22 protein-coding genes are annotated in these 22,565 nt (G+C 61.5%); 13 read left to right on the forward strand and 9 right to left on the reverse strand.

The genetic code is table 11. The features are described 5' to 3' along the window. Positions 1-40 precede the first annotated feature (40 nt). A complete protein-coding gene (locus ROSMUC_RS09090; protein WP_037272099.1) occupies positions 41-562 on the reverse strand; it encodes a hypothetical protein in 522 nt (173 codons plus the stop codon). A gap of 160 nt (positions 563-722) precedes the next feature. On the opposite strand from ROSMUC_RS09090, the gene ROSMUC_RS09095 reads away from it, so the two are divergent. Next, a complete protein-coding gene (locus ROSMUC_RS09095) occupies positions 723-1,847 on the forward strand; it encodes an aminodeoxychorismate synthase component I (protein WP_037272102.1) in 1,125 nt (374 codons plus the stop codon). A gap of 6 nt (positions 1,848-1,853) precedes the next feature. Here ROSMUC_RS09095 and ROSMUC_RS09100 read toward each other — a convergent pair whose 3' ends face one another. Then, complete coding sequence (locus ROSMUC_RS09100; protein WP_037272104.1) at positions 1,854-3,080, reverse strand: SAM-dependent methyltransferase; 1,227 nt, start codon at positions 3,078-3,080, stop codon at positions 1,854-1,856. A 236-nt stretch (positions 3,081-3,316) separates the two neighbouring features. Between ROSMUC_RS09100 and aspS the strand changes: the two genes are divergently transcribed. Next, positions 3,317-5,098 carry an aspartate--tRNA ligase gene (gene aspS, locus ROSMUC_RS09105; RefSeq protein WP_037272937.1) on the forward strand — a complete coding sequence of 594 codons (1,782 nt, stop codon included), beginning with the start codon at positions 3,317-3,319 and terminating at the stop codon, positions 5,096-5,098. 68 nt (positions 5,099-5,166) lie between these two features. Beyond that, entirely contained in the window at positions 5,167-5,883 is a 717-nt protein-coding gene (locus ROSMUC_RS09110; RefSeq protein WP_037272106.1) for a GNAT family N-acetyltransferase, read from the forward strand. A gap of 12 nt (positions 5,884-5,895) precedes the next feature. Here ROSMUC_RS09110 and thrS read toward each other — a convergent pair whose 3' ends face one another. Beyond that, on the reverse strand, positions 5,896-7,842 hold the full coding sequence (gene thrS, locus ROSMUC_RS09115; protein WP_037272109.1) for a threonine--tRNA ligase: 1,947 nt from the start codon (positions 7,840-7,842) through the stop codon (positions 5,896-5,898). Between the two features lie 250 nt (positions 7,843-8,092). Here thrS and ROSMUC_RS09120 point away from each other — a divergent pair, with 250 nt between their 5' ends. From ROSMUC_RS09120 to ROSMUC_RS09130, 3 genes are all read left to right on the forward strand, one after another. Then, entirely contained in the window at positions 8,093-8,317 is a 225-nt protein-coding gene (locus tag ROSMUC_RS09120) for a hypothetical protein (RefSeq protein ID WP_037272111.1), read from the forward strand. A 77-nt stretch (positions 8,318-8,394) separates the two neighbouring features. After that, the gene (locus tag ROSMUC_RS09125; protein WP_037272939.1) at positions 8,395-9,138 is read left to right on the forward strand and encodes an alpha/beta fold hydrolase; all 744 of its coding nucleotides are present in this window, start codon (positions 8,395-8,397) and stop codon (positions 9,136-9,138) included. 83 nt (positions 9,139-9,221) lie between these two features. Next, the gene (locus ROSMUC_RS09130; protein WP_037272114.1) at positions 9,222-9,950 is read left to right on the forward strand and encodes an alpha/beta fold hydrolase; all 729 of its coding nucleotides are present in this window, start codon (positions 9,222-9,224) and stop codon (positions 9,948-9,950) included. A gap of 36 nt (positions 9,951-9,986) precedes the next feature. Here the strand turns inward: ROSMUC_RS09130 and phaZ are convergent, their stop codons facing one another. After that, positions 9,987-11,261, reverse strand: coding sequence for a polyhydroxyalkanoate depolymerase (gene phaZ / locus ROSMUC_RS09135; protein WP_037272942.1), 1,275 nt, complete (start codon positions 11,259-11,261; stop codon positions 9,987-9,989). A gap of 108 nt (positions 11,262-11,369) precedes the next feature. Between phaZ and ROSMUC_RS09140 the strand changes: the two genes are divergently transcribed. The 4 genes from ROSMUC_RS09140 to ROSMUC_RS09155 all read left to right on the forward strand — a co-directional run bounded on the left by ROSMUC_RS09140 (position 11,370) and on the right by ROSMUC_RS09155 (position 15,430). After that, on the forward strand, positions 11,370-13,172 hold the full coding sequence (locus ROSMUC_RS09140) for a PHA/PHB synthase family protein (RefSeq protein ID WP_037272117.1): 1,803 nt from the start codon (positions 11,370-11,372) through the stop codon (positions 13,170-13,172). 140 nt (positions 13,173-13,312) lie between these two features. Continuing rightward, positions 13,313-13,762, forward strand: a complete 450-nt coding sequence (locus tag ROSMUC_RS09145) for a hypothetical protein (RefSeq protein WP_037272119.1) — start codon at positions 13,313-13,315, stop codon at positions 13,760-13,762. 138 nt (positions 13,763-13,900) lie between these two features. Then, a complete protein-coding gene (gene phaR, locus ROSMUC_RS09150) occupies positions 13,901-14,458 on the forward strand; it encodes a polyhydroxyalkanoate synthesis repressor PhaR (protein WP_037272122.1) in 558 nt (185 codons plus the stop codon). Positions 14,459-14,464: 6 nt separating this feature from the next. Next, entirely contained in the window at positions 14,465-15,430 is a 966-nt protein-coding gene (locus tag ROSMUC_RS09155) for a LysR family transcriptional regulator (protein WP_037272125.1), read from the forward strand. On the opposite strand, the gene ROSMUC_RS09160 is transcribed toward ROSMUC_RS09155, so the two are convergent. Next, positions 15,416-15,883, reverse strand: coding sequence for a nucleoside deaminase (locus ROSMUC_RS09160; RefSeq protein WP_037272128.1), 468 nt, complete (start codon positions 15,881-15,883; stop codon positions 15,416-15,418). The genes ROSMUC_RS09155 and ROSMUC_RS09160 overlap by 15 nt on opposite strands. A 62-nt stretch (positions 15,884-15,945) precedes the next feature. Between ROSMUC_RS09160 and ROSMUC_RS09165 the strand changes: the two genes are divergently transcribed. Beyond that, complete coding sequence (locus ROSMUC_RS09165) at positions 15,946-16,752, forward strand: pseudouridine synthase (RefSeq protein WP_037272131.1); 807 nt, start codon at positions 15,946-15,948, stop codon at positions 16,750-16,752. 110 nt (positions 16,753-16,862) lie between these two features. Continuing rightward, positions 16,863-17,099: an HP1242/YdcH family protein gene (locus tag ROSMUC_RS09170; protein ID WP_037272134.1), complete on the forward strand. Its 237-nt coding sequence runs from the start codon at positions 16,863-16,865 to the stop codon at positions 17,097-17,099. Between the two features lie 61 nt (positions 17,100-17,160). Here the strand turns inward: ROSMUC_RS09170 and ROSMUC_RS09175 are convergent, their stop codons facing one another. Next, positions 17,161-17,484, reverse strand: coding sequence for a winged helix-turn-helix transcriptional regulator (locus ROSMUC_RS09175; protein ID WP_037272137.1), 324 nt, complete (start codon positions 17,482-17,484; stop codon positions 17,161-17,163). Between the two features lie 88 nt (positions 17,485-17,572). On the opposite strand from ROSMUC_RS09175, the gene ROSMUC_RS09180 reads away from it, so the two are divergent. Beyond that, positions 17,573-18,307 carry a hypothetical protein gene (locus tag ROSMUC_RS09180; protein WP_052115300.1) on the forward strand — a complete coding sequence of 245 codons (735 nt, stop codon included), beginning with the start codon at positions 17,573-17,575 and terminating at the stop codon, positions 18,305-18,307. Between the two features lie 49 nt (positions 18,308-18,356). Here the strand turns inward: ROSMUC_RS09180 and metG are convergent, their stop codons facing one another. The 3 genes from metG to ROSMUC_RS09195 form a co-directional block, all read right to left on the reverse strand. Then, positions 18,357-20,075 carry a methionine--tRNA ligase gene (gene metG / locus ROSMUC_RS09185; protein WP_037272140.1) on the reverse strand — a complete coding sequence of 573 codons (1,719 nt, stop codon included), beginning with the start codon at positions 20,073-20,075 and terminating at the stop codon, positions 18,357-18,359. Between the two features lie 55 nt (positions 20,076-20,130). After that, positions 20,131-21,366 carry an MFS transporter gene (locus ROSMUC_RS09190; RefSeq protein ID WP_037272143.1) on the reverse strand — a complete coding sequence of 412 codons (1,236 nt, stop codon included), beginning with the start codon at positions 21,364-21,366 and terminating at the stop codon, positions 20,131-20,133. 383 nt (positions 21,367-21,749) lie between these two features. After that, a complete protein-coding gene (locus tag ROSMUC_RS09195; protein ID WP_037272145.1) occupies positions 21,750-22,562 on the reverse strand; it encodes an SDR family oxidoreductase in 813 nt (270 codons plus the stop codon). Between the last annotated feature and the right edge of the window lie 3 nt (positions 22,563-22,565).

Raw genomic sequence — 22,565 nt, forward strand, 5'->3', positions numbered from 1 at the left:
CATCACAGGCCGGGGTGCAAGGGGCAAACCCGTGCCGCGCTCAGGAGGTTTCGGGCAACGGTGCCGCATCCTCCAGAATGACGCGGTCAAGCGCGCCCATGCCGCGGTTGTCACGCTGCGGATAGAGGATCAGCCGGTCGATTACCTGCCCTTGCAGCGCTTCGGCTGGATGGGTCGTGAACGTGTCATATGTCCCGCGGGCGACAAACCGGTCCCGTGCAACCAGCACCGACCCCAGATACCCCTCGACCACCACCTGTGGCGCGCCTGTTTCTGTCTGCCAATCCAGCGATACGAAGGTAAACGGCGCTTCACGCAGAATCGCCACTGCGCCGCGCGTGTTCATCGCGCTTTCGATTTCGTTCGGGCCATCGCTGCCGTTGCCGGATTTCCTGGCCGAGGAAATCATCATGTCGCGGGTGACGACGCGGTAGCCATCCTCGGGCATTTCGATGGGAGCGGGTCCTTCTTCCGGTCCCTCGAAGCCAATAGAGACCTGGCCTGCCTCTGCGACCGAGGCCATGAGCCAGAGGCAGGCAACGCCACCGATCCACCGCTCCATGCGTGCGACCTCCTCAGAAACACATGCGTGCAGCGTTTCGCGGCGGTGAGGTGCTGTCAAGGGGGCGTGTGACCGCAAAACTGGCCCGAACCGACGCATTTAAGGGTGTGCTTTGTGGATCATGGGCCTAAATACACTCCACTTGCCAAGAGGATACGACGTGCAGATTCGGTTCGATCATGGTCCCTACGACGACGCCTGCCAGTTCGCGCAGGCCGAGCGCCTGATCGTGGCCCATACGCCCGAAGAGGTGCCCGGTGCACTTGCGGCGCTTGATGCGGCGCGGGCAGAGGGCTATTGGCTGGCGGGTTTTGCCAGCTATGAACTTGGTCACGCGCTGGAAACGCGGTTGGCGTCCTGTATGCCCGCGCGTCGTCGTTTGCCGCTCTTGCAATTTGGAACCTTTGCCGCGCCCGGTCCAGCCGCGCCGCTCAAGGCGGGTCCGGCCACGCTTGGCGATCTTGTGCCGGACTGGGATTCGGCGCGTTATGCGCGGGCTTTTGAGGCCGTGCATGACTATATATGCGCGGGCGACATCTATCAGGCTAACCTCACCTTTCCGCTGCGTATGACGGCCCAGGGTACGCCGCAGGCCCTCTATGCGGCCCTCTGCGCCATACAGCCGGTGCGCTATGGCGCGTTGATCGAGGCGGCGGGCCTGCCTGCGATCCTGTCGCGCTCGCCCGAGTTGTTCTTTCGCACCCACGCTGATGGGCGGATCGAAACCCGGCCCATGAAAGGCACGCAGCCGCGTAGCGCAGATGCGGCAGAGGATGCGCGCCGCCGCTTCTTTTTGCAATCGGATGCCAAGAACCGCGCCGAAAACCTGATGATCGTGGATCTTTTGCGCAATGACATCAGCCGTGTAAGTGTACCGGGGTCGGTGCGCGTGCCTGAGCTCTTCTCGGTCGAGACCTACGAGACCCTGCATCAGATGACCTCACTCATCACCGCCGATCTGATGCCCGGCATGGGTCTGTCGGATATCCTGCGCGCGCTTTTTCCCTGTGGCTCGATCACCGGGGCGCCTAAATTGCGGGCGATGCAAATCTTGGCCGAGCTGGAACAGCACGCCCGCGACATCTATTGCGGGGCCATCGGATGGGCTGCGCCGGATGGGCGGGCCGAGTTCAACGTGGCCATCCGCACCCTGATGGTCGAGGACGGGCGCGCCACCCTCAACGTGGGCGGCGGTGTGGTTTATGACAGCACGGCATCGGGCGAATACGAAGAAGCGCTTTGGAAGGCGCGATTTGCCCGCGCGCTTGCCCCCGTTCCAGCCTGATCCGTCCTATTCGGCGGCGTGGCGCAGGCCAGCATTACCGTCGCAATAGAGGTAATCGCGCGTGAGCGGCACGGCATCCTGTTTCGGCGTCAACTGGAACTGGAACACCACCTGATTGTTGAGCCGAAAGGTCAGTTCGCTCGCAATCAGGTAATACCGCCACATGCGGCAAAAGCGGTCATCATAGAGCGCGCGCGCGCGCTCGATGTTGGCCTCGAATCGCTCGCGCCAGAGGCGCAGGGTTTCCGCGTAATGCAGGCGCCAGACCTCGACATCGGTTGTGACCAGTTTGTGCCGCTCCACTGCTGCCATCGTCTCGGACATCGCAGGGCAATAACCGCCCGGAAAAATATACTTGGTGATCCAGGGGCTTGTCGCGCCCGGCGGCCCCGCGCGTCCAATGGTGTGAATCAGCGCAATGCCATCCGGGGCCAGAAGCCGCTCGACCGTGGCGAAATACGCATCATAGTGGGGCACGCCGACATGCTCGAACATGCCCACCGATACGATGCGATCAAACTGTCCCTTCACATCGCGGTAGTCCTTCAGGTGAAATCGCGCCTTGTCCGCCAGCCCTGCCTTTTGCGCGCGCTGATTGGCAATCGTGTGCTGTTCCTGCGACAACGTCACACCTGTTACCTGCGCGCCAAAGTCTCGTGCCAAGGTCAGACCCATGCCGCCCCAACCACAGCCGATGTCGAGCACGCGCATACCCGGCTCGATCAACAGCTTGGCCGCGATATGGGCCTTCTTGGCGGCCTGCGCCTCTTCCAGCGTCATGTCGGGGCGGGCGAAATAGGCGCAGGAATACTGCCGGTCGGCATCAAGGAAGAGATCGTAAAGCTCGCCCGAGAGATCATAATGATGCGCCACATTGGCGCGTGAGCGCGCCGCCGGGTTGAACTGATCCAGACGCCGCTTGAACCAGCGTAGCGCCTCAAGCGGGCGGCGAAACCATGGCTGCCCTTGCGCGCCGATGTTGCGAATGGCGAGGCTGAGAAAGCCATATAGATCATCGCCCTCAATGGTCAGCGTGCCGTCCATATAGCCTTCACCCGCCGCCAGGTCAGGCGAGAGCACGATGCGGCGGGGCAGGGTTGGGTCGTGCAGCGTGACAGCCACGCCGTCGCCCCCCGCCCCATAGGTCCGCGTGCTACCATCGGGATAGGTCACGCGCAAAGATCCGCTTTTGAAAAAATGGGTCAGCAACCCATCGAGAGCCTTGGTCCACATGTCACACCCCATGTCCGCGCGCCCAACCGGCGCATTTCAACGGTGTACCAAACCGGTCCTACTTCCCGTGTTCCCCGGGACTGCCTGCTCGTGTGGCGGGTATTTTTGCGCAGATTGCCCTTTGTGTAAACGGTTTTGCGGTGTGCATCGCCCCACGCCCTTGACTTTGCCGTCCCGCCAAGGTGTATCGGCCCGAACCCAAGACCAACGCCCCGAGCCGGGACCGGAGAGCCAACATGCATGCATATCGCAGCCATTCCTGCGCAGACCTGACCAAATCGGACGTGGGTGCCGATGTCCGCCTTTCCGGATGGGTGCACCGTATCCGCGATCATGGCGGGGTTCTTTTTATCGACCTGCGCGATCACTATGGCGTGACTCAGCTCATCTGTGACCCCGATAGCCCGGTTTTTGCGCAGGTGGAAAAGCTGCGCAGCGAATATTGCATTCGAATCGATGGTGTGGTGAAGGCGCGCGACGCGGGGCTGATCAATCCCAAGATCCCGACCGGCGAAATCGAGGTGTTCATTCGAGACATGGAAGTGCTCGGCTCTGCCGCCGAATTGCCGCTTCAGGTCTTTGGCGATCAGGAATACCCCGAGGAAACGCGCCTGCGCTATCGCTACCTTGACCTGCGCCGCGAGGCGATGCAGCGCAACATGACCCTGCGTTCGGATGTGGTGGCGGGGATGCGCCGCCGCATGTGGGACCAGGGGTTCCGCGAGTTTCAGACGCCGATCATCACGGCCAGCAGTCCCGAGGGCGCGCGCGACTTTCTGGTGCCGAGCCGTTTGCATCCGGGCAAGTTCTATGCCCTGCCGCAGGCGCCGCAGCAGTTCAAACAGCTCATCATGGTTTCTGGCTTTGACAAGTATTTCCAGATTGCCCCCTGTTTCCGCGATGAAGACCCGCGCGCCGACCGCTCGCCCACGGATTTTTATCAGCTCGACATGGAAATGAGCTTTGTCACCCAAGCGGATGTGTTCAACACTATCGCGCCGGTGATTGCGGGCGTGTTTCAAGAGTTTGGCGGCGGCAAGACGGTCGATGCACCCGAGGCATGGCCGCAGATTTCCTATGCGGATTCAGCGCTTTGGTATGGCACGGACAAGCCCGACCTGCGCAACCCGATCAAGATGCAGGACGTGTCCGAGCATTTCCGCGGATCCGGCTTTGCCATTTTCGCCAAGCTCTTGGAGCAGGACGGCACCGAGGTCCGCGCGATCCCCGCCCCCACCGGTGGCAGCCGCAAGTTCTGCGACCGCATGAACGCCTTTGCCCAGAAAGAGGGCCTGCCGGGGATGGGGTATATTTTCTGGCGTGAGGCCGATGGCGCGATGGAGGCCGCAGGGCCGCTTGCCAAGAACATCGGCCCTGAGCGCACCGAGGCCATTCGCGCGCAGCTTGGGCTTGGCGTGGGCGATGCCGCGTTCTTCCTCGGGGGCAAGCCGCAGGCCTTTGAACGGGTTGCGGGCAAGGCGCGCACGGTCATTGGCGACGAGTTGGGTCTGACCGATCAGAACCGCTATGCCTTTGCGTGGATTGTCGATTTCCCGATGTATGAGGCCGACGAGACCACGGGCAAGATTGATTTCTCGCACAACCCCTTCTCGATGCCGCAGGGTGGAATCGAGGCGTTGAATGGCGATCCGCTCAAGGTTCTGGGGTATCAATATGACCTCGCCTGCAATGGCTATGAGCTGGTTTCGGGCGCGATCCGCAACCACAAGCTCGACATCATGATCAAGGCGTTCGAGCTCGCAGGCTATGGCGAGGAAGAGGTGCGCAAGCGCTTTGGCGGCATGGTCAACGCCTTTCAATACGGGGCGCCGCCGCATGGCGGCTGTGCGGCGGGGATCGACCGGATCGTGATGCTGCTCGCAGGCACCTCGAACATCCGCGAGGTCATCATGTTCCCGATGAACCAGCGGGCCGAGGATCTGATGATGAACGCGCCGTCTGACCCGACGAGCGATCAGTTGATGGAACTGGGCCTGCGGGTCATTCCGCAGGACTAGGCGGGGCTTTCCCTTGACGCGATATTGAGGCAATGTCGCGTCAAGGTATTTGTGCAAGGCCCGAAAAAATGACGCAAAACCGGCCAGTTGGGCCAAAGCTGTTGAACTGGACCCCACCGCCGGCACCGGATGTAACCTCTCTGATCGGGCGATACGCGCGCCTGGAGCGGTTGGATGCGGATCGACACGCGGCGGATTTGCACCGCGCGTTTTCGGTAGATGATGCGATCTGGGACTATCTGCCCTATGGGCCGTTTTCCTCGTCAGCGCAGTTGCACCGATGGGCGCGGGAAATGGCGGCGGGGAATGATCCGCTGTTCTATGCCATTACCGACCTCGACACAGGGCATGTGGGGGGTGTTGCCAGCTATCTGCGGATCACGCCGCAGGCGGGCTCGATCGAGGTGGGGCATATCAATTTTGCCCCATCCCTTCAGCGCACGCGCGCTGCGACAGAGGCGATTTTCCTTTTGATTCAATGGGCTTTTGAGGCGGGCTATCGCCGGTTCGAGTGGAAATGCGACGCGCTCAACATGCCGTCGCGACGGGCGGCGCAGCGGTTGGGGCTGAGTTATGAGGGGATTTTCCGGCAGGCGACGGTGGTCAAGGGGCGCAATCGCGACACGGCGTGGTTTGCCGCGATTGACGCTGAATGGCCCGCGCTGAAAGAGGCGTTTTCATTCTGGCTGGATCCTGCGAATTTCGACGCGGAGGGCCGCCAACGCGAGAGCCTTGGCAGCCTTACGCGGCTTGTGCGGGTTTCTTCCGATCCCGCACAGCGCTGAATTTCCCTGCAATTACAACAGGTCGGGGGGGGTAGCCTCGCGCGCCAGTTCCGCCGCCACCTGATCCAGCGGCACGATGCGGCTGTCCTTTTCGCCCAGACGGCGCAGGGATACGGTGCCATCCTCGACCTCGCGCGGACCACAGGCCAGGATCACCGGAACCTTGGCCAGAGAGTGCTCGCGCACCTTGTAATTGATCTTTTCGTTGCGGGTGTCGGCCTCGGCGCGGATGTTAAGGTCTGTAAGGTTTTGGGCGACTTTTGTAACGTAGTCGTCCGCCTCGGACACGATGGAGGCGACCACCACCTGACGCGGGGCCAGCCAGAAGGGCAGGCGGCCTGCGTGTTCCTCGATCAGGATGCCGATGAAGCGCTCGAAGCTGCCGAGAACGGCGCGGTGCAACATCACGGGACGGTGTTTGGCCCCGTCGGTGCCGATGTAATTTGCATCCAGCCGCTCGGGCAGGACGAAATCCACCTGATGCGTACCGCATTGCCATTTGCGGCCGATGGCGTCGGTCAGGGTGAATTCCAGCTTGGGCCCGTAGAACGCGCCTTCGCCGGGATTAACCTTGGGTTCGATGCCGGCAGCGCGGGTGGCGGACAAAAGGGCCGCTTCGGCCTTGTCCCAAACCTCGTCTGACCCGGCGCGCACGTCGGGGCGGGTAGAGAACAGAACCTCGAAATTCGGGAAGCCCAGATCGGCATAGATGCCCGACAGGAATGCGATGAAGCGGGCCGTTTCCGATTCGATCTGATCCTCGGTGCAGAAGATATGCGCGTCGTCCTGGGTAAAGCCGCGCACGCGCATGATGCCGTGCAGCGCACCCGAGGGCTCATATCGGTTGCAAGAGCCGAATTCGGCCATGCGCAGGGGCAGGTCACGGTAGGATTTGAGACCCTGATTGAAAATCTGCACGTGGCAGGGGCAATTCATCGGTTTGAGCGCGTTCACGGCCTTTTCGCGGGCGTGATCCTCGTCCACTTCGACGATGAACATGTTTTCCTGATATTTTTCCCAGTGGCCGGATTTCTCCCACAGCTTGCGGTCGACCACCTGGGGCGTGTTCACCTCGACATAACCGCCGCGACGTTGCTGGCGGCGCATGTAATCCTGAAGCGTGGTGTAGACGGTCCAGCCGTTCGGATGCCAGAAGACCTGGCCGGGCGCCTCTTCCTGCATGTGAAAGAGGTCCATCTCGCGGCCCAATTTGCGGTGGTCGCGGCGGTCGGCCTCTTCGAGAAAGGTGAGATAATCCTTGAGCGCGTCGCGGTTCTGGAACGCGACACCGTAGATGCGTTGCAGCATCGGGCGGGTGCTGTCGCCGCGCCAATAGGCACCGGCCACGCTCATGAGTTTGAAGGCGTCCGCGGGCACTTGCCCGGTGTTCTGCAGATGCGGACCCCGGCAGAGATCCTGCCAATCGCCGTGCCAATACATGCGCAGCGGCTCGGTGCCGGGAATGGCCTCGATCAGCTCGATCTTGTAGGGCTCGCCGGTGTCGCGATAATGCTGGATCGCGCGGTCGCGGTCCCAGATTTCGGTACGCACGGGATCACGCAGGTTGATGATCTCTTTCATCTTTTTCTCGATCAGGCCGAGATCTTCGGGCGTGAAGGGCGCGGCGCGGTCGAAATCGTAATACCAGCCATTCGCGATGACCGGGCCGATGGTCACTTTGACATCGGGCCAGATTTCCTGAACGGCGCGGGCCATGATATGTGCAAGATCGTGGCGGATGAGTTCGAGCGCCGGGGCCTCGTCCTTGATCGTGTTGATGCTGATGGCCGCGTCGCGGTCGATGGGCCATTGCAGATCCCAATGTGCGCCATCCACATGAGCCGAAATCGCGCGTTTCGCCAGAGACGGCGAAATGCTGGCGGCTACGTCAGCGGGGGTCACGCCTGCGTCAAACGCACGTGCATTGCCATCGGGAAAGGTGAGGGAAATCTGGGCCATCTGCTTGGCTCCTCGTCGGTTTGGCGCCCACGGAACGCCCGGTTGCGGGTTTGGTCCCCGTCACATGCCCGTTCGGGCGCGCAAGGTCAATAGGAGCGCGTTTTGACACTTAATTTTGCATGCAAAAGCATACGTTTCCCCTTTTGTCGCAGTGCAGAAAAAACCTGTGGACAGGTCGCATTTGAGGCCCTAAATGCCGTATATCGGACGCGCAAGATTCTTGCGCGAGCAACCAAGAGAGGGTCGAAAAATGCCGAAGTATAATTCGAATTTTGAGTTGTCGGTCGCGGATATGGACCTGATCGAGAGTGCTTTGCTCAAGACCAAGGCAGATTTGTCGGTGCAGCCGGACCGCACGTCGGATGGATTGGACGACAAGGACGAGACCCTGCGCCAGATCCATGATCTGTTAGGGCGGTTGCATAATCAAAAGGTGTTCTATCGTCCGCGTCGTGGCGCCTATATCGGCGGCTGAGCGTCGCGCCATAAATCCGGTTTGATCCTTTGGTTCGGGGCGTGCATGATCGCGCCATTGCGAATACGGAGGATGCGATGGCGGACCCTGAGTATCTCGACGGGCCAGAAGGCCGCAGGCTGGCCTATCACCGGAGCGCCGGTGCAGGTCCCGGCGTGGTGTTTCTTGGCGGGTTCAAGTCGGATATGGAGGGCACCAAGGCGCTCTGGCTTGAGGACTGGGCGCGCGCGGAGGGGCGGGCATTCCTGCGGTTCGATTATTCCGGGCACGGGCAATCCTCTGGCCGTTTTGAGGATGGCGCGATCGGCGATTGGGCAGCGGATGCGCGCGCCGTAATCGCAGGCCTCACGGAGGGTCCGCAGGTTCTTGTCGGCTCGTCGATGGGGGGCTGGATTTCGCTCTTGCTGGCGCGATCAATGCCGGAGCGGGTGGCGGGGCTGGTAACAATCGCCGCCGCGCCGGATTTCACCGAGGACAGCATGTGGGGTGGATTTGACGCGGAACAGCGGCGCGCGTTGCTGGAGGAGGGGCAGGTCGCGCTGCCGTCGGAGTATGGCGCGCCCTATATCATCACACGGCGATTGATCGAGGAGGGGCGTAACAATCTGGTTTTGCGCAGCCCGCTCGATTTGCCCTTTCCTGTTCGATTTCTGCAAGGCACCTGCGACAAGGATGTGGATATGTCGGTGGCGTTGCAGCTATTGGACCATGCCACAGGGCCGGATATGCGGCTGACGCTGGTCAAGGGGGCGGATCACCGGTTCTCAAACCCGGAGTGTCTGGCGCTGATCGGCGCGGCGGTGGCAGAGGTGAGCGGGTGAGGCTCTTGTCGGGGGCTTGTATCTGGTGTCATGCTGTGCCGCGTGTGTTTCCATATGTGACGGGTCAAAGGCGGGGATGACGGATGAGCAGTGAACCAGTGGTGTTTCTGCCCGGTATGATGTGCGACGCGCGGCTTTTCGCGCCACAGATAACGGCCTTGAGCCCCGATATGGCCGTGACCGTGGCCCCGATTACTGGCGGGGACCGGATCGAAGAGATTGCCTCAGACCTGCTCGATGTGCTGCCGCGCCGGTTTGCCTTGGCGGGCCTGTCGATGGGTGGGATCGTGGCGATGGAGATTCTGCGCCGCGCCCCGGATCGGGTGACGCGATTGGCGCTGATGGATACCAATTCGCTGGCCGAAACACCGCAATCGGCCACAGCCTATGAGCCATTCATCATCAAACTGCGGACCGGGGCGATGGCCGAGGCGGTGCAGATGCTGCTGCGGCCCGAGTATCTGGCGTCCGGGCCTCGACGGGCGGAGGTGATGGCCGAGGTCGTGCGCATGGCCGAGGCGCTTGGGCCTGAGGTGATCATCCGGCAGACGCGGGCACTGCAACGACGGCGCGATTATCAGGCGGTGTTGCGGCGGTGTCAGGTGCCGGTGCTGGTGATGTGCGGGGAAGAGGATGGGCTGACGCCAGTCAAGCGGCATCGGTTCATGGCCGATCTCATCCCCTATGCCAATCTGGTGGTGGTGCCGGGGGCGGGACATTTGCCGGTGCTGGAGCAGCCAGAGACCACGATCGCCGCGCTGCGGGGCTGGCTGCGGCAGCCGCTGGTGCTGCAACGGCGGGTGGACGCCTGAGCGGTCGGGCGGCGGGAGGACCCGCCGCCTCGGGTCTTAGCCCGTTGCGCGGGCGTTCTTGTTCGCCGGTTTAGGATCTTTGCGCGCGTTGGCGTCGATGAAATCGAGCACAAGCGGCCGGATATTGTTGCGCCAGGAGCGGCCGGCGAAGATGCCGTAATGCCCGGCCTCGGGCTCCAGATAGCTGGCCTTGAGGCTGTCGGGCAGGCCGGTGCAAAGATCGAGCGCGGCCACGCATTGGCCGGGCGCCGAGATGTCATCCTTGCCGCCTTCGACAGTCTTGACAGCGACGCGGGTGATCTTGCCCAGATCGACCTGATGGCCATTCACGACAAAGCGGTTCTGCGCGATTTCAAGACCCTTGAAGATGCGCTCCACCGTCGACAGGTAGAATTCGGCGGTCATGTCCATGACTGCCAGATATTCATCGTAAAAGCGGTTGTGGGCGTCGTTGTCAGACGCTTCGCCGCCTGCGACGCGCAGGATCTGATCCGAGAAGGCCGTGGAATGGCGCTCGGCATTCATCGACATGAAGGAGGCGAGTTGCAGGAGGCCGGGATAGACCTGACGGCCAACGCCCTTGTACTTGAACCCGACCCGCTGGATCATGGTTTCCTCAAGCTGGCCCATGGTGACGCGGCGGCCAAAATCGGTCACGTCGGTCGGGGTCGCATCGGGGTTGATCGGCCCGCCGATCAGGGTCAGCGTGCTGGGCTGCGCATCGGGGTCGAGTTCGGCCAGATAGGCGGTGGCGGCCAGTGTCAGCGGCGCGGGTTGGCACACGGCGATCACGTTGACGTCCGGGCCAAGCGCCTTCATGAAATCGACAAGGTAGAGGGTATAATCCTCGATATCGAACTTGCCCTCTGACACGGGAATGTCGCGCGCGTTATGCCAGTCGGTGACGTAAACCTCGCAATTCACGATCAGCGATTTCACGGTCGATCGCAGGAGCGTGGCGTAATGGCCCGACATGGGCGCGACAAGCAGGATCTTGCGCGGTTGTTCCGGGCGGCCAGAGACGTTGAAGTGAATAAGATCGCCAAATGGACGCGAGACGACGGTTTCGATGTTGACGAGGTGGTCGCGCCCATCCTTATGGGTAAAGGTACGAATGCCCCAGTCGGGCTTGGCCACCATGCGCTTGAAGCTGCGCTCGGTCACTTCGCCCCAGGCGGCCATCCATTGCAAAGCAGGGTTTGGCACCACACTGAAAAGCGGATAGGATGCGAGCGAGAGGGCGGAGGCACCCAGCCATTGATTGGTATTTCGGAGGGATTCCATCAGGTCGTATGTGGCCATGTAGCGCATGTTCGTCTCCTGTTCGGGCAGATTGCCCGGTTTGCTCGTCGTACGATCCCCTCCGATCAATACGACGCTATGCTGCATAGCAGAAAATGTTAAGGGGAAATATAAAAAATGGCAACGCAAGACGATGTCGCAGGGCAGAATCTGGAAAAACTCAACGAGAACCTTGCCAAGGTCGAGCACCTGTCGCAGCGGCTGATTCAAGCGCTTGCAGCGCGTAACCCTGCCAACCCCACTTTGAATGGCCCCAATCAAGAGCTTTTTGCCAAGGCGGCGAAATCCTATTGGGCCGAGGCCATCGAGAACCCCGGCAAGATCTATGAGCAGCAGTTGGAATACTGGGGCAAGTCGGTGCGGCATTTTCTGGAGGCGCAGCAGGTGATGCTGCGCGGCGAGCCGGTGATCGAGGAGGAAGCGCCCGATCCCTTGGCGGGTGACAAGCGGTTTGCCAACCCGCTGTGGAATACGCATCCCTATTTCCGCTACATCAAGCAGCAATACGCGCTGAACGCGCAGGCCATTGAGAAGGCGGTGGGCGATGTCGAGGACCTGCCGCCCAAGGACAAGCGGCGGCTGGATTATTTCGCGCATCAGATCATCGACATGATGTCGCCTACGAATTTTCTGGGCACCAATCCCGATGCTCTGGAACGCGCCGTGGCGACCGAGGGCGAGAGCCTTGTGAAGGGGTTGGAGAACCTAATCGCGGATCTTGAGGCCAACAATGGCGAATTGGTGGTGCGGCTGGCGGATGACAAAGCGTTCAAGCTGGGCGAGAATATCGGCACCACGCAGGGCGAGGTGGTGTATCGCAACCGGATGATGGAGCTGATCCAATATAGCCCCACGACCGAGCAGGTGCATGAGATTCCGGTCGTGATCTTTCCGCCCTGGATCAACAAATTCTACATTCTCGATCTCAAGCCCGATAACTCTCTCATCAAATGGGTGGTTGATCAGGGCTACACGCTGTTTGTCGTGAGTTGGGTCAATGCCGATGCCAGCCATGCCGAGGTCGGCATGGAGGATTATATCGAAGACGGCTTTCTGACCGCGATTCGTGAGGCCAAGGCGATCACCGGGCAGAAAGAGGTGAACACGGTGGGCTATTGCATCGCGGGCACCACGCTGCACATGACGCTGGCGTTGATGGCCAAGCGGGGCGACAAATCGGTCAAATCCGCCACCTTTTTTACTGCGCTCACAGATTTTTCCGAGCAGGGGGAATTCACGCCCTTTCTTCAGGACGATTTCATTGATGGAATCGAAGAGGAGGTGACGCAGCAGGGGATTTTGCGGTCGTTCATCATGGGGCGGACCATGTCCTTTCTGCGGTCGCGCGATCTGATCTATCAGCCCGCCGTACGCAGTTACATGATGGGCGAGGCGCCGCCTGCCTTTGATTTGCTCTACTGGAATGGCGATGGGGCCAACCTGCCGGGCAAAATGACGGTGCAATATTTGCGCGGCTTGTGTCAGGGCAACCAGTTCGTGACTGATGGTTTCGAGATTTGCGGCGAGCGGTTGCATATCCGGGACGTCAAGGTGCCGCTGATGTCGGTCACCTGCGAGACCGATCATATCGCGGCCTGGAAAGACTGCTATCGCGGCTTTCAGCAGACCGGGGCAAAGGACCGGACCTTTATCGTATCAGAGTCGGGGCATATTGCGGGTATCGTCAATCCCCCGACGAAGAAGAAGTACGGGCATTATACCAATGCCGATCTGACCGGCGATGCCGAGGCCTGGATGCAGGGGGCGGACTATACCGCCGGATCGTGGTGGCCGCGGTGGGAATCGTGGCTGGCCAAGCGGTCGGGCAAGATGATTGCGGCGCGCGAACCGGGCGATTCGGAGCATCCGGCGCTGGCCCCGGCCCCGGGCACCTATGTTCGCAAAAAGGCAACGCTCTGATCTTTGGCGCTTTTTTATTAGGCAATCGGAAAAATGCTGCACTGCAGAAAAAGACTTGAAATGCTGCAGTGCAGCATGTATATCTAGTTGCAGTTGCAGAACCGGCGGACTGATCCGCCCTAGCCGAAAGGACCGAACCAATGGCAAAAGCACAAGATTTCACCGCGATGTTCAAAGACGTCATGGGCACATTTCCGGTTGACACCAAGGCATTCGAAGATGCGTTCAAGAACCAGGCAACCCTGAGCGAGAAGCTCTCGGGTGTGGCTCTGACCGCAGCCGAAAAGTCGGCCGAGATCTCGAACAAATGGACCAAAGACACCCTCGCCAAGCTGAGCGAAATGTCCAAGGCCAAAGCAGAGCCCGCAGATTACGCCAAGGCGATGACCGATTTCGCATCGGCCAATGCCGAAGTGGCCGCCGAGAACATGGCCGCCTTCGCTGAAGTTGCCAAGAAAGTTCAGATGGAAACCGTCGAACTGATGCTGGCCGCTGGCAAGACCATGCAGGAAGACGCGACCAAGGTTGTCAAGAAGGCCGCAGACGACGTGACCGCAGCGACCCAGAAGGCCACCGCAGCGGCCAAGTAAGGTTAGCAGAGCCATACCCTGATCCCCTCCCTTGAGGGGTATGGACTGCGAAGGGCGAGCCATGCGGCTCGCCCTTTCTTTTTGTGGCGCTTGTGTCTAAGCTATGCTGCAGCGCTGCATTCTCCGGGAGGATACCCCTTGGCCGACTCCAAAAAACCGCTGCTGATCAAACGCTATGCCAGCAGGCGGCTCTATAACACCGAGACATCGGATTACGTGACCCTTGAGGATATCGCGGAGTTTATCCGGGAAGGGCGCGAGGTGCAGATCATCGACCTGAAATCCGGGGATGATCTGACGCGGCAATACCTGCTCCAGATCATTGCGGAACACGAGAGCCGGGGCGAGAGCGTGCTGCCGATCAATGTGCTGAATGATCTGGTGCGCAGCTACACCACGCAGGCCACCAGCGTCGTGCCCGAGTTCCTTGCCGCCAGTTTCGAGATGCTGCGTGACGGGCAGTCGAAGATCCTTGAGAACATGACCAAGGCCAACCCCTTGGCCGCGATGCCCGGCATGGAGGCCATGCGCGCGCAGCAAGAGGCCTTCATGAAGGCGATGACCGGTGGGTTCAAGGGCATGGGCACAAGTGCGCCTCAGTCGGAGAATACGACGGGTGACGGCAAGGAGGGGCTGGACGACATCAAGAAACAGCTCGCCGAATTGCAAGACAAGCTGTCCAAGCTGGGCAAATAGGCCGAAATGGTCGAAAGCCCCGGGCGGATAACCCTGTGGGGGATCGAGGTGTTCATGGCCGCGGCCGATGAACGCTCGATTTCTGCGGCGGCGCGGCGATTGGGGGCGAGTCCATCGGCGGTCAGCCAGCAATTGACCAATCTTGAAGGGGCGGTGGGTGCCACCCTCTTGCAGCGCAACGCGCGGCCCATTCGCCTGACACCGGCGGGTGAGATCATGCACCGCCGCGCGCTGGCCATTCTGAACGAGGCGGCGCAGGCGCGGGCGGAACTGGCAATGTCGCATCTCTCGACGTTGACACGGTTTCGTCTCGGCATGATCGAGGATCTGGAGGCGGATGTGACGCCTCAGCTTTTGACCCATATGGCGGGTGAGTTGAAAGGCTGTCAGTTTCTGCTGGAAACGGGGGCGAGCCATCACCTCTATGATCAGTTGGACGCGCGCGCGCTTGATGTGATTGTCGCGGCGGAACTGGGCGGTGAGGCGGATTGGGTCGAGGTGCATCCGGTGTTGCGCGAAGGTTTTGCCGTGGTGGCCCCGCGTGGCGTGATCCGGCCCGAGCGCGACGTTCTACGGCAATTGAAGCGCCTGCCGCTCATTCAGTATACGCAGCGGCACTACATGGGGCGTCTTATTTCGTCACATCTGGCGCGGCAGAACCTGAGTATTCCGCACCGGTTCGAGTTGGATAGCTATCACTCCATCCTTGCGCTTGTGGGCCAAGGGGCGGGGTGGTCGATCCTGACGCCGCTGGCCTTGATGCGGGCGCGGCGCTTTGCCGATCAGATAGACGTGTTCGAACTGCCGATGGCACCGCTGACGCGAACGATCAGCGTGACGGCCCGCAAGGGGATATTGCAGGATATGCCCGCGACGCTGGCGGAGAAGCTGAAGCCCATTCTGCGCGATACGATTGTCACGCCGATTGTGGCGCGGCATCCGTTTCTGGCGGACGGTCTATCGCTCTTCTGACGGGCTGCGGCGGTCGCGAAAGAAGGTCTTGAGCAAGGTCTCGGCCTCGGTCGCGGCGATGCCGTCGTAGACCTCGGGCGCGTGGTGGCATTGCGGATGGGTGAAAATCCGCGCGCCCACGGCCACCCCGCCGGATTTTGGATCAGCGGCCCCATAGTAGAGGCGGGCAATGCGCGCCGCCGCAATCGCACTGGCGCACATCGCGCAAGGCTCCAGCGTCACATAGAGATCATGGTCAGGCAGGCGCTCTGAGCCGATGGCCGCACAAGCTGCCCGGATGGCGAGGATCTCGGCATGGGCCGTGGGGTCGTTCAGTTCGCGGGTGCGGTTGCCAGCGCGGGCCACAACCGCGCCCGAGGGGGCCACGATGACGGCACCAACCGGCACCTCGCCGCGTGCGGCGGCGGCGTGGGCCTCGTCAAGGGCGATGTCCATATGGCTGCGAAATGTCATGTCCTGCTTGTGCCGCGCGCAAGACGCTTTCGCAAGCTCTGCAATTGCGCTATGCGCGGCGCATGAACAGCAAAACCCCAGAGAAAAAGACCCCGGAAGGCGAGCGTATCGCCAAGGTCATCGCCCGCGCGGGTATCGCCAGCCGCCGTGAGGCCGAGCGCCTGATCGAAGAGGGGCGCGTGACCGTCAACGGGCAAAAGGTGCTGCGCGCCGCGCTGAATGTCACCGCGTCCGACAAGGTGGTGGTGAACGGGCGCGCGCTCGAGGCGGCAGAACCGGCGCGGCTCTGGCTCTATCACAAACCCACCGGCCTTGTGACGACGACGCGCGACGAAAAGGGGCGCCGCACGATCTATGACGATCTGCCCGAGGATATGCCGCGCGTGATGAGTGTCGGGCGGCTTGACCTCAATTCCGAGGGCCTGTTGCTCTTGACCAATGACGGCGAGTTGAAGCGCAAGCTGGAACTGCCCTCGACGGGCTGGCTGCGGCGCTACCGGGTGCGGGTCAACGGGCGGCCCACTGAGGCCACGTTCGAGCCGCTGCGCAAGGGGCTGGTGGTTGAGGGGGAAGCGTTTCAGCCGATGATCGTCAGTCTGGATCGCCAGCAAGGGGCAAACGCCTGGATCACGGTGGCCATTCGCGAGGGCAAGAACCGCGAAATCCGCCGCGCGATGGAGGCGGTGGGGCTGGTGGTGAACCGGCTGATCCGTCTGTCTTATGGGCCGTTCCAATTGGGTCAGTTGAAGCCCGGTGCCGTGGAAGAGGTGCGCCCGCGCGTGTTGCGCGATCAGTTGGGGATGCCCGCTGAACCAGAACCAGAGCAAGCCAAACCCGCGCGCCCCAAGCCGCAACGCAGGCGGCGCTAAATCTCTTTCCAAGATGATTGCGAAAGTCGCCTTTGTTGATCCGTATCAAGGAGGGCGCGCGCCTTGATCCCTAGGGTCGAGAGCGAGCAATCAAGAAGGAGAGATGCGCCATGTCCAACACCCCCCATGAACTGCCAGACGAATTCCCGCAATTCGCCGCAAAGATCAGCGAATTGAAGCAGGCAGATGCGCATTTCGCCAAGCTGGCGGAAGAGTATCACGCGCTGAACCGTGCCGTGCATCGGGCCGAAACGCTGGTCGAGCCGGTCGAGGAACTGACCGAAGTCGAGATGCGCAAGCAGCGCGCGGCGCTGAAGGACGAGCTATACCGGATGCTGACGGTCTGAGACCCATCAGATAGAACATGCTGCGCAGGGCGGGAGGACCGCCCTGCGAATTTTGTCGGCGCTATTCGAGGTCGGGCGTATGCGCCTCGCCCCATTCGTGCAGCGCGCGCATCACTGGTCGGAGCGCATGACCGGTTTCTGTCAGGACATATTCCGCGCGCGGCGGGTTCGTGGAATAGGTGCGGCGGGCAATGATGCCGGAACTTTCAAGCTTTTTCAGTCGGTTGGACAGGGTGTTTGGGGACAGCGCCAGCGTGTCCTGCAAATCCTGAAAGCGCCGTGGACCCTCAAGAAAGAACTCTCGCAGAATCAGGATAGACCATTGGTCGCCCATGGCATTGGTGGCCCGCAGAATCGGGCAGTTGCTGCGGTTCGTTTTCGTCATGGGGAGAGTATAGCTGGGGGATTCAAAAAAGGAATTGACTATAAAAAATGTAGTGACTATGAAAATGGTATCAAATGGAGGTACCAAGATGTCTGACGCTCTGCTCGCCTATGTGCATGTATTCCTGATTCTACTGCCCGGACTTGCGCTGGCGGTGGTGGCCATGGGCGCGCAGCGCGCAGGGCTGGGCCGGGCGGCACTGGCGCGCGCTGTGCTGGCGCCTACTTGCATCCTGGCGCTCTGGGGGGCGCTTGCGATGGATCTCTCGCGGAGGGGCACATTCATGGTGCCCGCGACCGTGCTGGATCCGCCCGTGGTGCTCTTTTCCATGTTGGGCGGCGCGGCGCTGCTTTGGGTCTTGGCCACGCGGACGCAGACGGGGCGGGCGGTTGTGGCGCAATTGGATCAGGGCTTGCTGGTGGCGTTTCAGATTCCGCGCGTCATGGGGGCGATCTTTCTTGTCGGTTGGGCGGCGGGGATCATCCCGTGGCAATTCGCGCTTTTGGCGGGTCTTGGCGATATCTGGGCCGGGATCGAAGGCTATCGGGCGTGGCGGGCCTGTGCCGATGGCGCGGCGGATGCAAAGGCCAAGGTGCTGCGCGCCAATATCGTAGGGCTGGCCGATTTCGTTGTGGCCGTCCTGACGGGGATCGCCACGTCAGAAGGGTTCGCGCATCTGATGGCGCATGAGACCCCCAATATCATCAACCTGCATCCGCTGGCGATGTTTCCGGGGTATTTCGTGGCGATCTTTCTCGCCTTTCACTTTGTCTCTCTGAGCAAGTTGCGGCACGACTTCTCCAGAGTTTCCGCGCCTGCGTGAGAGACAAGGCGCGCGGGGCGGGTTGACCGCCCTGCGCGTTATTTCCCGTTCAGGTCCTGATCCCCGAAAACCGCGTCTGCCAGTCCTCGCGGGACTCGTCAGTGATCTTGGAAAAAAGCACGTCGGGCACAGTGAAGGCGTGGCCCGGCGCGAGACATGCGAGGGCTGCGGGCACGTCATCGGGCCATGTGCCATCCTCGGTTTGCATTGCCTCAAGCATCGTGGCGGCGGCGTCGGGGATGAAGGGGGACGAGAGCACGGCGTAAAGGCGGATGAGGTTGAGCGCGAGGCGGGTTTGCATCGCGGCGCGCTCGGGGTCGGTCTTGAAGGTGGACCAGGGCGCGGCCTCTTGCAGGTATTCGTTGCCCTCGACCCAGATGGCGCGCAGGGCGCTCGCCGATTTGCGGACTTCCATCGCTTCCATGTGGTCTTGATACTCGCGGACGCGGGATGTGAGGCGCGCGATCAGTGCCTCTTCCTGCGCGCCGTAAGCCCCGCCCTGTGGCACCGCCTCGCCGAATTTAGAGCGGCAGAATTTGGTCACGCGGCTGACGAAATTGCCCAGAACGTCGGCGAGATCCTTGTTCACCGAGGCCTGGAAGTTGTCCCATGTGAACTCGCTATCCGAGCTTTCGGGGGCGTGGCTGAGCAGCCACCAGCGCCAGTAATCGGCGGGCAGGATTTCGAGCGCCTGATCCATGAAAACGCCGCGCCCGCGCGATGTGCTGAACTGACCGCCGTCATAATTGAGGTAGTTGAAGGATTTGATGTAATCCACCAGCTTCCACGGCTCGCGCGAGCCAAGGATCGTGGCGGGAAAGCTGAGCGTGTGGAAGGGCACGTTATCCTTGCCCATAAACTGGGTATAGGTGACGTCCTCTGCGCCCTTGTCGGTGCGCCACCAGCGTTCCCAAGCGGAAGCGTCAAGCCCGGTCGCCTCGGCCCATTCCGCGCCACAGGCGATATATTCGATGGGGGCGTCGAACCAGACGTAGAACACCTTGCCCTCCATCCCCTGCCACGGCGCGCCGTCGAATTGCACGGGGATGCCCCAATCGAGATCGCGGGTGATGCCACGGTCCTGAAGCCCGTCGCCGTCATTGAGCCATTTCTTGGCGATGGAGGTGGTCAGGACCGGCCAGTCGGTTTTGGAGTCGATCCACTTTTCCAGCTCATCCTTCATCTGCGACTGGCACAGATAGAGATGCTTGGTCTCTCGCATTTCAAGATCGGTGGCCCCCGAGACCGACGAGCGGGGGTTGATCAGATCGACCGGGTCCAACTGCTTGGTGCAGTTGTCGCATTGGTCGCCGCGCGCCGAGTCGTAACCGCAGTTCGGGCAGGTGCCCTCGATATAGCGGTCGGGCAGATAGCGCCCATCGGTGGGTGAATACATCTGGGTTTCCGACACCTCGCGGATCAGCCCCTGATCATGCAGGCGTCGGGCGAAATGCTGAGTCAGTTTGCGGTTCTGAGCCGAGGAGGAGCGCCCGAAGTGATCGAAGCTGAGGCGGAAGCCGCGCGCGATCTCGGCCTGAACGGCGTGCATTTCGGCGCAATAGTCGGCCACGGGCTGCCCTGCCTTGGCGGCGGCGAGTTCGGCGGGGGTGCCATGCTCGTCCGTGGCGCAGAGAAAGAGCACCTCGTGGTCGCGCGCGCGGCAGTAGCGGGCAAAGAGATCCGCCGGAAGCTGCGAGCCCACGAGATTGCCAAGATGCTTGATCCCGTTGATGTAGGGGATTGCCGAGGTGATGAGATGCCGTGCCATTTTGCGCCTGTTCCTTGACGGTTTTGCCCCGTTTAGCGCGGTTTCGCGGGCAGTTCTAGCGCTCGTTCCTGTCCTTGTCGCGGCTGCGTCCGGTGAGGCGGCCAATGAGGAAGGAGGTGCGCGGCGACCAGACATAGGCGGTGCGGCGTTCGGCGGCAGGGCGGGCGCGCATCCTGATAAGGCCAAAGACCACGAGGAGGGCGTGGCCGGCGGCGATCATCACGAACATGGCGGGGGGGCCGTAGGCCTCGATCAATGTAGAGGCCATGAGGGGGGCGGCGATGGCCCCAACGGCGAAGAAGAACATGAGGGCGGCGGAAAGCTCCACCCGTTCATGGGCCTCGGCGAAGTCATGGGCGTGGGCGGCGCTGACCGAGTAGATCGGAAAGGTGGTCATGCCGAAGAAGAAGGCCGTCATGAGGATGCCGAAAGTGTCGAGATTTTCGGTCATGGCGGTGGCAACCGAGGACAGGATTGCAGCCACCGAGAGTCCGATCAATACCCAGCGGCGGTCATAGCGATCGGCAAGCCAGCCTACCGGGTATTGCGCCATGGCCCCGCCCAGAACGAAGACTGCGAGAAAGCCTGCGATTTGGTCCACGGCGAGGCCGACCTGTTGGCCATAGAGAGGCCCGACCATGCGAAAGGACGCGCTGGAGAGCGCCGCCACCAAGACGCCCGCCGCCGCCAGGGGCGAGCAGGCAATGAGCAACATGGGGCGTAGGCGGGGGGCGCCGGGTGTTTCCGGCTCGCGCAGGCGCGACAGGGTGAGCGGCAGAAGCGCCGCGCAGCACAGGAGCGCCAGTAGGTTGTAGGAGACGTAAGAGGCGGGTGCCAATACGGAAATCAGCAATTGCGCGGCCAAAGATGCGCCCATATCGACCACGCGGTAGATACCCATGGCGCGGCCGCGCGTCTCGTTCGTGACCTTGGCCTGAAGCCAGGCCTCGATCACGGTGTAGCAGCCTGCGACGCAGAGGCCAGAGGCCACGCGCATCAAGGCCCAAGCGTAGGGGTCAATCACCAGCATATGCGCCAAGAGGCCGATGGCCCCTGCAGCGGTAAAGGCGGCAAAGGCGCGGGAGTGTCCGATGGTGCCCATCAGGCGAGGTGCGAACCAGCAGCCGATGAAGAAGCCCACGAAATGTGCCGAGCCGAGGAGTCCGATCTGAGCCGTGGTGAAATCAAGCGCCAGACCCGAGAGCGCATCAAGTGGCCCCACCCCGCCTGTCGAGAGTTGCAGGAGCACGACCGAGAGAAAGAGGGCGGCAAAGGAAATGAGGAGGCGCATGGTGAGGCTACCATGGCAGGACGAGAGATGGGGGACCAGATGTTTTCGACATCTTGCGTCGGTTTCGGGCGGGGGCGCGCGAATGGAGCTTAAGGGGGTGGGGAGCGGTGCCGAGTCGGTATTCCGGCGGTTGGATTTGGGAGTGAGATGGGGGTAGAGGCGCACGCAGTGGGAGTGGGGTCACTTGGAAGGGGGCGTGTCTGATCTGTGGTTGCAGTCCACGCGGATGGCAGCAAGGCGCAGGGAGCGGGCCTTGCAACGTCGGGAACCTTATCACCCTGCAAGACACGTTCGGCCCACAGCGGCCGCTCATCGTGAAAAACGATGCCGCAGCGCGGCTTGCCCGAAAGCGGGCTTTGCCGCCGCTGCAATTTTGTCAAACCTCACTCTTCCATCAACTGCTTGATCCTGCCGATGAAGGTCGCGTCGTCCTGCGCCTTGCGATTGTCCAACAATTCCACCGCGTCCGCACCTGCCCGGAAACGGAGCCGCTTTCCCGTGTCATTTGCAGCTTCCCAGATAACCTCGGCAACCGTCGCAGGTGCAGACGGGTTCGACGCCAGTTTTCCAAATACACGGCCCATGGCTTTGGCCATCGGCGCATAGTCCGACAGATCCTCATCCATGGCAAAATCAAAAGAACTCCCTCCGAAGTTCGTCTTGATCATACCAGGCTCGATAATGCGGACACTGATACCTAGCGGTTCAAGCTCATAGTGAAGCGCTTCGGAGAGACCTTCGACTGCAAATTTGGTCCCGTGATAAAGCGTACCGAGCGGGAACGTGATCTGGCCCCCGATGGACGAGATATTGATGATCGTGCCAGCGCGGTTTGCTCGCATGTGCGGCAGCACGGTCTTCGTGACCTCCATCAGGCCGATCACGTTGGTGTCGAACTGACGGCGGATGCGCTCTATCGAGAACGCTTCCAACGCGCCATAGGCACCGTAGCCTGCATTGTTGAGGAGAACGTCGATCCTGCCGAAACGGTCGATGCCAGCCATGACCGCGTCAGTGATGGAGCCAAGATCGGTCACATCGAGGCGCGTCAAGTGGACGTTGTCCAGCTCGGCAAGACTACCCGCGCTATCGGGGTTCCGCATGGTGGCGACGACGTTCCAGCCGTTGGCATGAAAATGTTTCGCGGTGGCCTCACCAATGCCTGAAGAGGCTCCGGTAATCAGAATGGTTTTCATACG

Source organism: Roseovarius mucosus DSM 17069 (genome assembly GCF_000768555.3).
Classification (GTDB): domain Bacteria; phylum Pseudomonadota; class Alphaproteobacteria; order Rhodobacterales; family Rhodobacteraceae; genus Roseovarius; species Roseovarius mucosus.

What these genes read in the sequence shown, in the direction of transcription:
- ROSMUC_RS09195 (WP_037272145.1), bottom strand. Translation starts at nt 22,562, where the DNA reads ATGAAAACCATTCTGATTACCGGAGCCTCTTCAGGCATTGGTGAGGCC.
- thrS (WP_037272109.1), bottom strand. Translation starts at nt 7,842, where the DNA reads ATGGCCCAGATTTCCCTCACCTTTCCCGATGGCAATGCACGTGCGTTT.
- ROSMUC_RS09125 (WP_037272939.1), top strand. Translation starts at nt 8,395, where the DNA reads ATGGCGGACCCTGAGTATCTCGACGGGCCAGAAGGCCGCAGGCTGGCC.
- ROSMUC_RS09155 (WP_037272125.1), top strand. Translation starts at nt 14,465, where the DNA reads ATGGTCGAAAGCCCCGGGCGGATAACCCTGTGGGGGATCGAGGTGTTC.
- ROSMUC_RS09190 (WP_037272143.1), bottom strand. Translation starts at nt 21,366, where the DNA reads ATGCGCCTCCTCATTTCCTTTGCCGCCCTCTTTCTCTCGGTCGTGCTC.
- ROSMUC_RS09130 (WP_037272114.1), top strand. Translation starts at nt 9,222, where the DNA reads ATGAGCAGTGAACCAGTGGTGTTTCTGCCCGGTATGATGTGCGACGCG.
- ROSMUC_RS09160 (WP_037272128.1), bottom strand. Translation starts at nt 15,883, where the DNA reads ATGACATTTCGCAGCCATATGGACATCGCCCTTGACGAGGCCCACGCC.
- ROSMUC_RS09090 (WP_037272099.1), bottom strand. Translation starts at nt 562, where the DNA reads ATGGAGCGGTGGATCGGTGGCGTTGCCTGCCTCTGGCTCATGGCCTCG.
- ROSMUC_RS09180 (WP_052115300.1), top strand. Translation starts at nt 17,573, where the DNA reads ATGTCTGACGCTCTGCTCGCCTATGTGCATGTATTCCTGATTCTACTG.
- ROSMUC_RS09145 (WP_037272119.1), top strand. Translation starts at nt 13,313, where the DNA reads ATGGCAAAAGCACAAGATTTCACCGCGATGTTCAAAGACGTCATGGGC.
- ROSMUC_RS09120 (WP_037272111.1), top strand. Translation starts at nt 8,093, where the DNA reads ATGCCGAAGTATAATTCGAATTTTGAGTTGTCGGTCGCGGATATGGAC.
- aspS (WP_037272937.1), top strand. Translation starts at nt 3,317, where the DNA reads ATGCATGCATATCGCAGCCATTCCTGCGCAGACCTGACCAAATCGGAC.
- ROSMUC_RS09175 (WP_037272137.1), bottom strand. Translation starts at nt 17,484, where the DNA reads ATGACGAAAACGAACCGCAGCAACTGCCCGATTCTGCGGGCCACCAAT.
- ROSMUC_RS09140 (WP_037272117.1), top strand. Translation starts at nt 11,370, where the DNA reads ATGGCAACGCAAGACGATGTCGCAGGGCAGAATCTGGAAAAACTCAAC.
- metG (WP_037272140.1), bottom strand. Translation starts at nt 20,075, where the DNA reads ATGGCACGGCATCTCATCACCTCGGCAATCCCCTACATCAACGGGATC.
- ROSMUC_RS09170 (WP_037272134.1), top strand. Translation starts at nt 16,863, where the DNA reads ATGTCCAACACCCCCCATGAACTGCCAGACGAATTCCCGCAATTCGCC.
- phaZ (WP_037272942.1), bottom strand. Translation starts at nt 11,261, where the DNA reads ATGCGCTACATGGCCACATACGACCTGATGGAATCCCTCCGAAATACC.
- ROSMUC_RS09110 (WP_037272106.1), top strand. Translation starts at nt 5,167, where the DNA reads ATGACGCAAAACCGGCCAGTTGGGCCAAAGCTGTTGAACTGGACCCCA.
- ROSMUC_RS09100 (WP_037272104.1), bottom strand. Translation starts at nt 3,080, where the DNA reads ATGTGGACCAAGGCTCTCGATGGGTTGCTGACCCATTTTTTCAAAAGC.
- ROSMUC_RS09165 (WP_037272131.1), top strand. Translation starts at nt 15,946, where the DNA reads ATGAACAGCAAAACCCCAGAGAAAAAGACCCCGGAAGGCGAGCGTATC.